The 9,451-nt window shown below is 68.9% G+C and carries 11 protein-coding genes; 5 read left to right on the forward strand and 6 right to left on the reverse strand.

Features of this window, described 5'->3' with window-relative positions:
• From FNH08_RS35360 to FNH08_RS35375, 4 genes are all read right to left on the reverse strand, one after another.
• Positions 1-324 (reverse strand): Clp protease N-terminal domain-containing protein (locus tag FNH08_RS35360; RefSeq protein WP_322726019.1); only part of this gene is annotated, 324 nt, incomplete at its 3' end.
• The gene (locus FNH08_RS35365; protein WP_134029649.1) at positions 324-533 is read right to left on the reverse strand and encodes a helix-turn-helix domain-containing protein; all 210 of its coding nucleotides are present in this window, start codon (positions 531-533) and stop codon (positions 324-326) included. The genes FNH08_RS35360 and FNH08_RS35365, both read right to left, overlap by 1 nt.
• 152 nt (positions 534-685) lie before the next feature.
• Positions 686-1,651, reverse strand: a complete 966-nt coding sequence (locus FNH08_RS35370) for a zinc-binding dehydrogenase (protein ID WP_152775618.1) — start codon at positions 1,649-1,651, stop codon at positions 686-688.
• Positions 1,652-2,207: 556 nt separating this feature from the next.
• Entirely contained in the window at positions 2,208-3,458 is a 1,251-nt protein-coding gene (locus FNH08_RS35375; protein WP_152775619.1) for an NAD(P)-dependent malic enzyme, read from the reverse strand.
• A gap of 628 nt (positions 3,459-4,086) precedes the next feature.
• Between FNH08_RS35375 and FNH08_RS35385 the strand changes: the two genes are divergently transcribed.
• From FNH08_RS35385 to FNH08_RS35395, 3 genes are read left to right on the forward strand one after another with little or no spacing between them, the layout of a single operon-like run.
• Positions 4,087-5,046: an ABC transporter substrate-binding protein gene (locus FNH08_RS35385; RefSeq protein WP_152775620.1), complete on the forward strand. Its 960-nt coding sequence runs from the start codon at positions 4,087-4,089 to the stop codon at positions 5,044-5,046.
• Between the two features lie 38 nt (positions 5,047-5,084).
• A complete protein-coding gene (locus FNH08_RS35390) occupies positions 5,085-6,029 on the forward strand; it encodes an amino acid ABC transporter permease (protein WP_322726020.1) in 945 nt (314 codons plus the stop codon).
• The gene (locus FNH08_RS35395) at positions 6,026-6,787 is read left to right on the forward strand and encodes an amino acid ABC transporter ATP-binding protein (RefSeq protein WP_152775621.1); all 762 of its coding nucleotides are present in this window, start codon (positions 6,026-6,028) and stop codon (positions 6,785-6,787) included. The genes FNH08_RS35390 and FNH08_RS35395 overlap by 4 nt, the downstream gene beginning before the upstream one ends.
• A gap of 201 nt (positions 6,788-6,988) precedes the next feature.
• Here the strand turns inward: FNH08_RS35395 and FNH08_RS35400 are convergent, their stop codons facing one another.
• Positions 6,989-7,747 (reverse strand): class I SAM-dependent methyltransferase, encoded by a 759-nt coding sequence (locus tag FNH08_RS35400; protein ID WP_152775622.1) that lies wholly within the window; start codon positions 7,745-7,747, stop codon positions 6,989-6,991.
• A gap of 112 nt (positions 7,748-7,859) precedes the next feature.
• Here FNH08_RS35400 and FNH08_RS35405 point away from each other — a divergent pair, with 112 nt between their 5' ends.
• On the forward strand, positions 7,860-8,489 hold the full coding sequence (locus tag FNH08_RS35405) for a CGNR zinc finger domain-containing protein (RefSeq protein WP_322726021.1): 630 nt from the start codon (positions 7,860-7,862) through the stop codon (positions 8,487-8,489).
• Here the strand turns inward: FNH08_RS35405 and sodX are convergent.
• Entirely contained in the window at positions 8,393-8,827 is a 435-nt protein-coding gene (sodX, locus tag FNH08_RS35410) for a nickel-type superoxide dismutase maturation protease (RefSeq protein WP_152775625.1), read from the reverse strand. The genes FNH08_RS35405 and sodX overlap by 97 nt on opposite strands.
• A 145-nt stretch (positions 8,828-8,972) precedes the next feature.
• Here sodX and sodN point away from each other — a divergent pair, with 145 nt between their 5' ends.
• On the forward strand, positions 8,973-9,368 hold the full coding sequence (gene sodN / locus FNH08_RS35415; protein ID WP_007491258.1) for a superoxide dismutase, Ni: 396 nt from the start codon (positions 8,973-8,975) through the stop codon (positions 9,366-9,368).
• Positions 9,369-9,451: the final 83 nt, after the last annotated feature.

The following is a 9,451-nucleotide window of genomic DNA, read 5'->3' on the forward strand; positions in this document are numbered from 1 at the left end:
GCCGGTCTCCAACGCCCCCACCCCGTGGGCCTCTTCGACCCGGGAGACGATCTCCGTCAGGTCGATGCCGAGGCCGGAGAGGGCCTCCGCGTCGGCGCGGGACAGGCCCCCACAACGGCGGGCCTCGGCGAGCGCACGCTCCACTGAGCCCCGCCGTTCGGCCAGCCCCAGGGCGTCCAGGGCGAACGCGGCGCGGCTCGCCTCCCGGTCGAGCAGCGCGAGCAGCAGGTGCTCCTCGTCGACCATGGCCGCGCACGACCGTTCGGCGTGGTCGACCGCGCCGAGGACGACGGCGCGGGCGTCCTTCGTGAACCGTTCGAACATCACTGCCTCCCGTACTTCTTGTGCACGGCCTGCCTGCTCACCCCGAGTTCCGCGGCGATCTCCTGCCACGACCACCCCTGATTGCGCGCACTGCGCACCTGAACCGCCTCCAGCTGCTCCAGCAGCCTCCGCAGCGCGGCGACCGCCCGCAGTCCGATCCGCGGATCACGGTCACCCGCACGCGCTGCGAGATCCGTTGCTTCGGTCATGACGTCAACCTAAGTTGACACCCCCATTCATGTCAACCCTGGTTGACGCAAACTCCTCCACCGCGCACCCTCCGAACACACGAACGGCGGGCTCGGCATCGCCGAACCCGCCGTTCACGAGGTCACCCGACAGACAGGGAACCCCCAGCCCCTCAAGGAGCCGTCAGCACGATCTTCCCGAACAGATTGCCGGCCTCCAGCCGCTCGAAGCCCTCCCGCGCACGGTCCAGGGGCAGCACCTCGTCGATCACGGGCCGCACACCCGTCGCCGCGCAGAAGGACAGCAGATCCTCCAACTCGTCCTTCGTCCCCATGGTGGAGCCCACCACCTTCAGCTCCAGGAAGAAGATGCGGGTCAGTTCGGCGTGGGAGGGCCGGTCGCCGCTGGTGGCACCCGAGATGACGAGTGTGCCGCCGGGCTTCAGGGACTTCACGGAGTGGGACCAGGTCGCGGCACCCACGGTCTCGATGACGGCGTCGACGCGCTCCGGGAGCCTCGCCCCCGACTCCAGCGCCTCCACCGCACCCAGTTCCACGGCCCGCTTGCGCTTCGACTCGTCACGGCTGGTGGCGAACACCCGCAGACCGGCGGCCTTGCCCAGCACGATGGCCGCGGTGGCGACCCCACCGCCGGCGCCCTGGACGAGGACCGAGTCACCCGGCCGGACCCCGGCGTTCGTGAAGAGCATGCGATACGCCGTCAGCCACGCCGTGGGCAGACAGGCCGCCTCCTCGAACGACAGCTCCTTGGGCTTCGGCAACACGTTCCACGTGGGTACGGCGACGAGTTCGGCGAACGCTCCCTGGTAGCGCTCGGTGAGGATGGACCGGGGCTCCTTGGGACCGACCCCGTGGCCGCTCTGGCCGATCACCGAGTGCAGCACGACCTCGTTGCCGTCCTCGTCCACGCCCGACGCGTCACACCCGAGGATCATCGGCAGCTTGTCCTCGCCCAGCCCGACACCCTTCAGGGACCAGAGGTCGTGATGGTTCAGTGAGGCCGCCTTCACCTTCACGGTGGTCCAGCCGGGCCTCGGTTCGGGAGCCGGTCGCTCCCCCAACTCCAGCCCCTGAAGAGGCTGGTCACGGTCAATCCGAGCAGCGTAAGCAGCGAACATGACCTTGACCCTAGGGCTCCACCCGTGCCGAGGGAACCAGCCCTGGCTGTGACATGCCCCTCCGGGGTGAGCGCGGCGCGGTCTCGTCTGCCGGGTTCTTGTTCCGTGGGCGACCGCGGGTGCGTTCTGGCTTGTCGCGCAGTTCCCCGCGCCCCCAAAAAAGCCACGACGCACCCGGCAGCCGCGTACGTACCCAAGGGGGTGTGCCGGGAGGTGTCCGCCCGCAGCGGCCGGCGTCCGCCACCGAGCACGTAAATACCCACAGCCCCGCCGGACCGAGGACGGAGACCTCGCGGCACGCCCCCGACCCACGAACAAACGCGTAGGCGTACCCGCCACCACGGCGCCGCAGACACTCGACGACCGGCGGGGGCACGCGCCCCTTAGGGGCGCGGGGCTGTGTTGAATATGCGGCTCCGCCGCGTGGGCGCGACCAGCCACAACGAACCCGCAGCCGGCCCCACACGCCACGAACCACCCACCAGGCCCGCCACGGGCAAACGCGTGGGCCCCGCCCATTCGGACGGAGCCCAAACGCACACAGGAACCCGCGGAGCTATCGGCGCGCCACACCCTCCGCACGAGCCGCCGCCGCCACCGCCGCCGTCACCGCGGGAGCGACCCGCTCGTCGAAGGGCGACGGGATGACGTAGTCGGCCGCGAGATCGTCACCGACGACCGACGCCAGCGCGTCAGCCGCCGCGATCTTCATGCCCTCGGTGATCCGGGAGGCCCGCACCTGCAGCGCCCCGGCGAAGATCCCGGGGAACGCCAGCACGTTGTTGATCTGGTTCGGGAAGTCGGAGCGCCCGGTGGCGACCACGGCCGCGTACTTGTGGGCGACCTCGGGATGCACCTCGGGGTTCGGGTTGGCCATGGCGAACACGAACGCCCCCTCGGCCATCGACGCCACCGCCGGCTCCGGCACCGTACCGCCGGACACCCCGATGAACACGTCCGCACCCTCCAGCGCCGCCTCCAGCGACCCCGACAGCCCGGACTTGTTCGTGATCTCGGCGAGCTCCCGCTTGACCGGGGTCAGGTCGTCCCGGTCACCGGAGACAACGCCCTTGCGGTCCGCCACCGAGACATCCCCGATCCCGGCCTCGATCAGCATCTTCGCGATGGCGACCCCGGCCGCGCCCGCACCCGAGATCACGGCCCGCAGGTCGCCCAGCTCCCGCCCGGACAGCCGCGCGGCGTTCCGCAGGGCCGCCAGCGTCACGACCGCCGTACCGTGCTGGTCGTCGTGGAAGACCGGGATGTCCAGCCGCTCCTGCAGCCGCCGCTCGATCTCGAAGCACCGCGGCGCCGAGATGTCCTCCAGGTTCACACCGCCGAACGAGGGAGCGAGCCGGACCACGGTCTCGACGATCTCGTCGACGTCCGTGCAGTCCAGCGCGATCGGCACGGCGTCGACGCCCCCGAACTGCTTGAACAGGATCGCCTTGCCCTCCATCACGGGGAGGGAGGCTTCCGGGCCGATGTCGCCAAGGCCGAGGACGGCCGTACCGTCGGTCACCACGGCGACCACGGACGACTTCCACGTGTAGTCGTGGACGAGGTCCGGCTGCTCGGCGATGGCGGTGCACACACGGGCCACGCCGGGCGTGTAGGCGAGGGACAGGTCGTCCTTGTCGCGGACCGGCACGGTGGCCTGCACGGCCATCTTGCCGCCACGGTGCAGCGCGAAGGCGGGGTCGAAGGAATCGAGGGGCTCGCCCCCGCCTTCCTTGTCCGCGTTGGCGCCGTTGCCGCCGATACCGCCGTTGCCGTCGGTGCGAGGATTCACGATCTCCGCTGCCATGTTGTGTTTACCCCTTAAGTCTTCATTGTTTGAGGGTGTCCACTCCCGGTCGGGTGTGGGCGGGCACCACGCAAGGTCCCGATGACCTATACGCACGGACGGATGGCCGAATGGCCGATACGTACAGGCGGATGGCCGGATACGCACGGGCAATGCGCGACGGGCGCGCCGCACACGCGCCCTGGGCCCCGGATGAGGGGTGTAAGGAACCTTCTTACCGGACGGACGGCATCGGGGACGAGTCCATCACGCGAAGGTCACACGCCGGAGACGTGGCATGTGACCGGATTTGCCGAAGCCCGCGAGGACGTCCGTGACATGTCACACAGCAGCCGTTTACTCATCGCGCACCCACGAGGTTCGCGTTCGACCGCATCCCGAGACGCGCCGAAGATCTTTCGGCCGGAAGGAGGGATTCCCGCACAGCATCCGGCCCTGAGGGACCGTCCCACGGCGGTTCGGGGGTCACCCGTTATCCGATTTTGACATATCCAGTCACCTGAATGCCCAAGTCCGAATGGCAAGATGCCGTAATCACACAAGGTCGCCACACCCGAAGACGTGTGTTGTCGTCGACCCAACGGCACAACCGTTGTATCTCTCATCCACCCCGCCGGAGGACCCCACCATGACTGCAGGCAAGACCCGTCGCACCACCGCCATGCGCTCCCGGACTGCCGCGGTCGGCGCGATCGCGGTAGCGGGCACCCTGCTGCTCACCGGCTGCGGTGACCAGACCAAGGACAGCGGCAGCGACTCGGAGACCGCGAACTCCAGCTCCGCGCCGCTGGCCGACAAGCTGCCCGCGGACATCCGCAAGGCGGGGGTCGTCAAGGTCGGCTCGGACATCGCGTACGCGCCCGTGGAGTTCAAGGACGACTCCGGAAAGACGGCCGGAATCGACCCCGACCTGGCCGACGCGATGGGCAAGCAGCTCGGCGTGAAGTTCGAGTTCGAGAACGGCACCTTCGACACGCTGCTCGGCGGTCTGCGCTCCAAGCGCTACGACATCGCCATGTCGGCCATGACGGACACCAAGGACCGTCAGGAGGGTGTCGACTCCGAGACCGGCAAGAAGGTCGGCGAGGGCGTCGACTTCGTCGACTACTTCACCGCGGGTGTCTCGATCTACACCAAGAAGGGCGACACCCAGGGCATCAAGACCTGGTCCGACCTGTGTGGCAAGAAGCTGGTCCTCCAGCGCGGCACGGTCTCGCAGGACCTGGCCAAGGCCGAGGCGAAGAAGTGCCCCAAGGGCAAGACGATCGCCATCGAGGCATTCGACAATGACCAGCAGGCCCAGACCCGGCTGCGCTCCGGCGGCGCGAACGCCGGTTCCTCCGACTTCCCGGTCGCCGCGTACGCGGTGAAGACCTCGGGCGGCGGCAAGGACTTCGAGCTCGTCGGCGAGCAGGTCGAGGCGGCCCCGTACGGCATAGCGATCGCCAAGTCGAACACCGAGCTGCGGGACGCCATCAAGGCGGCGCTGGACGCGATCATCGCGAACGGCGAGTACGACAAGATCATCCAGAAGTGGGGCGTCGCGGACGGCGCGGTCAAGGAAGCCACCCTCAACGGTGGCAAGTGAGCGCGTACCCCTCATCGCGTCACTGAAAGGCAACATCCGTGACTGACATCAAGAAGACGGACAGGCCGGCGGACACCCCGCCGACCGGGCCGGAGGCCATCAAGGCCATCCCGGTCCGGCACTACGGCCGGTACGTCGCCGCGGTCGTCGCCCTCGGCATCCTGGGGCTGCTGATCTGGGCGTTCGCGGGCGGCAACATCAACTGGGGTGCGATCCCCGACTACTTCTTCAACGACCGCATCCTCACGGGCGTCCGCGAAACGCTGCTGCTGACGCTGCTGTCGATGATCATCGGCATCGTCGGCGGCATCGTCCTCGCCGTGATGCGGCTGTCGAAGAACCCGGTGACCTCGTCGATCGCGTGGTTCTACATCTGGTTCTTCCGGGGCACCCCGGTCCTGGTCCAGCTGTTCGTCTGGTTCAACCTCGGCTTCGTCTTCGAGTACGTCAACCTCGGGCCGGTGTACAAGGACGAGTGGTCCGACTTCATGACGCCGTTCCTGACGGCGCTGCTCGGACTCGGCCTGAACGAGGCCGCGTACATGGCGGAGATCTGCCGTGCCGGTCTGCTGGCCGTCGACGAGGGCCAGACGGAGGCCGCGCACGCGCTCGGCATGAGCCACGGCAAGACCCTGCGCCGGATCGTCATCCCGCAGGCGATGCGCGTGATCGTGCCGCCCACGGGCAACGAGGTCATCAACATGCTCAAGACGACCTCGCTGGTGGCCGCGGTCCAGTACTACGAACTGCTGCGGTACGCCCAGGACATCGGCCAGACCTCCGGCGCCACGGTCGAGATGCTCTTCCTGGCCGCCGCCTGGTACCTGATCCTCACCTCGATCCTGAGCGTGGGCCAGTACTACGTCGAGCGGTACTACGCGCGCGGCTCCAGCCGCCAGTTGCCGCCGACCCCGCTGCAGAGGATCAGGGCCAATCTGCTGTCCCTGTCGAACCGTCCGGCGTCGACGGGAGGCACCGCATGACCGCCATGGTGAAGGCCGAGGGCGTCCACAAGTCGTTCGGCCACGTGCAGGTCCTCAAGGGCATCGACCTGGAGGTGAAGTCCGGCGAGGTGTTCTGCCTCATCGGCCCCTCCGGCTCCGGCAAGTCGACCTTCCTCCGCTGCATCAACCACCTGGAGAAGGTCAACGCCGGCCGTCTGTACGTGGACGGGGAGCTGGTCGGCTACCGCCAGAAGGGCGACAAGCTGTACGAGCTCAAGGACAGCGAGGTCGCCCTGAAGCGCCGGGACATCGGCATGGTCTTCCAGCGCTTCAACCTGTTCCCGCACATGACGGCGGTGGAGAACGTCATCGAGGCGCCGGTCCAGGTCAAGGGCGTCAACAAGGGCCAGGCCCGGACGCGTGCCCTGGAGCTTCTGGACCGCGTCGGCCTCGCCGACAAGGCGGGCAGCTACCCGACCCAGCTCTCCGGCGGCCAGCAGCAGCGCGTGGCCATCGCCCGTGCGCTGGCGATGGACCCGAAGCTCATGCTCTTCGACGAGCCGACCTCGGCGCTCGACCCCGAGCTGGTCGGTGACGTGCTCGACGTCATGCGGGACCTCGCCGAGTCCGGTATGACGATGGTCGTCGTCACCCACGAGATGGGCTTCGCCCGCGAGGTCGGCGACAGCCTCGTCTTCATGGACGGCGGCGTGGTCGTCGAGTCGGGCAACCCCCGCGACGTCCTGACGAACCCGCAGCACGAGCGCACGCAGTCGTTCCTGTCGAAGGTCCTGTGACGCTCCGCTGAGCTGAACGCTGAGAACAGCCCGAGAGGGGCGGTACGAGTCTTCGTACCGCCCCTCTCGCCTGCCGAGGCACAGGCCGCGCGCCGGACTCGTACGCCGGACCCGCAGGCCGGACCCGCAGGCCGGACCCGCAGGCCGGACCCGCGCGCAGGCCCGAACCTGCGTCCCTGGCCCGAACCCGCGTCCCTTGCGCTACTTGAGCGCCAGCACCAGCGCGTCCGAGGGCGAGCGCCACACCGGCCGGGCCTCGGCGAAGCCCTTCTCGCGCAGGGTGCGTGCGTGCCACTCGACGGACGGGGTGTCGCCCTCGGCGTGCTCGCCGTAGATCTCGAAGCGGCGGGCGGTGGGCTCGGCGAGGACGGGGTCCTGAGCGGCCAGCTGCCACCATTCGGCCCAGTCGACGGCGCCCTTCTCCTTGGCCTGATCCATACCGCCGTGCCGGTGGGCGCGCTCGGCCGCGTTGATCCTGGGCGTGCTCTCGTCGATCATGTGGTCCGCGTTCATGAAGACACCGCCGTCGCGGACGAGCTCCGCGACCTGACCGTAGAGGGCCGCGAGGGGTTCGGTGTGCAGCCAGTGCAGGGCCGTGGCGGTCAGCACGGCGTCGTACGTGTCGTACGGCAGCCGCGTCACCCAATCGGGGTCCTTCAGGTCGGCCGTCACGAATACGACCCGGTCGTCGGCGGCGAAGGTGCCCTCGGCGATGGCCAGGAGGGCCGGGTCGAGGTCGACTCCGACGCTGGTGGCCTCCGGGAACCGTGCGAGCAGCCTGGCCGTGATACTTCCCGTGCCACAGGCGAGATCCAGAACACGGGGTGCGGGACCGGCGAGGGCCTCGACCATGTCCAGCATCACCCGGAACCGCTCCTCGCGGTCCGGCATGTACCACTCCTGCTGCCGGTCCCAGCTCTCCTGCCAGGCCTGCCAGTCGGTTCCGGTGGTGGTCGTCATGGGAGCCCCTTTCAGCACTGTGTCTCCGCCGCGCCCCGTAATACCCTGAAAGCACAGTCAGTCGTTACTTCTCCGCCCGCACGACAATAGAGCGCCCCCGTAAGGACTACAAGTGGAACTGGCCTATTACTCGGACTACGCGGTCCGTCTCGTCAACACGGAGGAGCCGGTCCGGGGCACGGACACGCTCACCTCGGTGGACGCCGTGCGCGACCTCTTCGGGAGCAGCCAGTCGGCGGCCCGCCGCACCACCGACGCCGATGTGACCCGCTTCCGCTCGGTCCGGGCACGGCTGCGCGCGGTCTTCGAGGCGGCGGACACCGGCGACGAGACACTCGCCGTGGACCTGCTGAACTCACTGCTCCTGGAGTTCCCCGTGAGCCCGCAGATCTCCGGACACGACTTCCGGGACGACGACGGGCGCCCCCTGTGGCACATGCACCTGGCGGACCACCCGTCGAACGCGACCGCGGGCTACGCCGCCATCGCCGCGATGGGCCTGGCCTTCCACCTCACCGAGTACGGCGTGGACCGCCTGGGCCTGTGCGAGGCGGCTCCCTGCCGCAACGCCTACCTCGACACGTCCACGAACCGCTCCCGGCGCTACTGCTCCGACCGCTGCGCGACCCGCGCCAACGTGGCCGCCTACCGGGCCCGCAAACGCCTGGAGGCGGACCGGTCGGCGAGTACGGGCCGGGCGGCCACCAGTACCCAGCGGACGAGCGCGAACGGCGAGCGCTGACCATCGGGCCGGGGCCGGTACCGGAACCGCACCTTGCCGAGCACGAGCTCGTCCGGCACGGCGCCGTAATCCGTGCTGTCCCCACCGGCGTACGGATTGTCGCCCAGCACCCACCAGCCACCCTCACGCCGCTCGGCGGCCCGCTTCACCACGAGCAGGTCCTGCTGGAAGGGATGCCGCAGGACGACCACGTCACCGGCCCTCAGCCGCGCCCCGTAGTGCACGACCAGCCGGTCCCCGTGCCGGAGGGTGGGCACCATCGACGGCCCGGTCACCTCGGCCACCCCGAACGGCAGCAACGCACTCCCCCGCTCGGTCTCCTGCGACAGCTCCGGCATCACCGGCACCTCCCCGGTCGGATCCTCCACCAGTCCCAGTCTCACCCCGGACTTTTGTCCTAAGCCCATGGGGGCACCCGCGAAAACCCGACTCCCACGGAGTAATGTCGCACCTGAGAAGACGATCACGAGGAAGGAATGCTCCATGCTTTCCCGCCTGTTTGCCCCCAAGGTCAAGGTCAGCGCCCACTGCGACCTGCCCTGCGGTGTGTACGACCCGGCCCAGGCCCGCATCGAGGCGGAGTCGGTGAAGGCCGTGCAGGAGAAGATGGCCGCCAACGACGACCCGCACTTCCAGGCTCGCGCGACCGTCATCAAGGAGCAGCGCGCCGAGCTCGCCAAGCACCATGTCTCCGTCCTCTGGAGCGACTACTTCAAGCCGCCGCACTTCGAGAAGTACCCGGAGCTGCACCAGCTGGTCAACGACGCCCTCAAGGCCCTCTCGGCCGCCAAGGGGTCCACGGACCCGGCGACGGGTCAGAAGGCCCTCGACTACATCGCCCAGATCGACAAGATCTTCTGGGAGACCAAGAAGGCCTGACCACAGGCTGATCGCGACAACCGGCGAGCGGTGCACCCTCGCGGGTCCGCGAACTCACGGGAAGGGCCCGGCCGTACCACGGC

Origin of the sequence: Streptomyces spongiae, assembly GCF_009377185.1 — a bacterium.
GTDB classification, from domain to species: domain Bacteria; phylum Actinomycetota; class Actinomycetes; order Streptomycetales; family Streptomycetaceae; genus Streptomyces; species Streptomyces spongiae.

Excerpts from the sequence above, each read along its gene's own strand:
- FNH08_RS35385 (WP_152775620.1), top strand. The coding sequence starts at position 4,087 with ATGACTGCAGGCAAGACCCGTCGCACCACCGCCATGCGCTCCCGGACT.
- FNH08_RS35365 (WP_134029649.1), bottom strand. The coding sequence starts at position 533 with ATGACCGAAGCAACGGATCTCGCAGCGCGTGCGGGTGACCGTGATCCG.
- sodN (WP_007491258.1), top strand. The coding sequence starts at position 8,973 with ATGCTTTCCCGCCTGTTTGCCCCCAAGGTCAAGGTCAGCGCCCACTGC.
- sodX (WP_152775625.1), bottom strand. The coding sequence starts at position 8,827 with ATGCCGGAGCTGTCGCAGGAGACCGAGCGGGGGAGTGCGTTGCTGCCG.
- FNH08_RS35375 (WP_152775619.1), bottom strand. The coding sequence starts at position 3,458 with ATGGCAGCGGAGATCGTGAATCCTCGCACCGACGGCAACGGCGGTATC.
- FNH08_RS35370 (WP_152775618.1), bottom strand. The coding sequence starts at position 1,651 with ATGTTCGCTGCTTACGCTGCTCGGATTGACCGTGACCAGCCTCTTCAG.
- FNH08_RS35400 (WP_152775622.1), bottom strand. The coding sequence starts at position 7,747 with ATGACGACCACCACCGGAACCGACTGGCAGGCCTGGCAGGAGAGCTGG.
- FNH08_RS35395 (WP_152775621.1), top strand. The coding sequence starts at position 6,026 with ATGACCGCCATGGTGAAGGCCGAGGGCGTCCACAAGTCGTTCGGCCAC.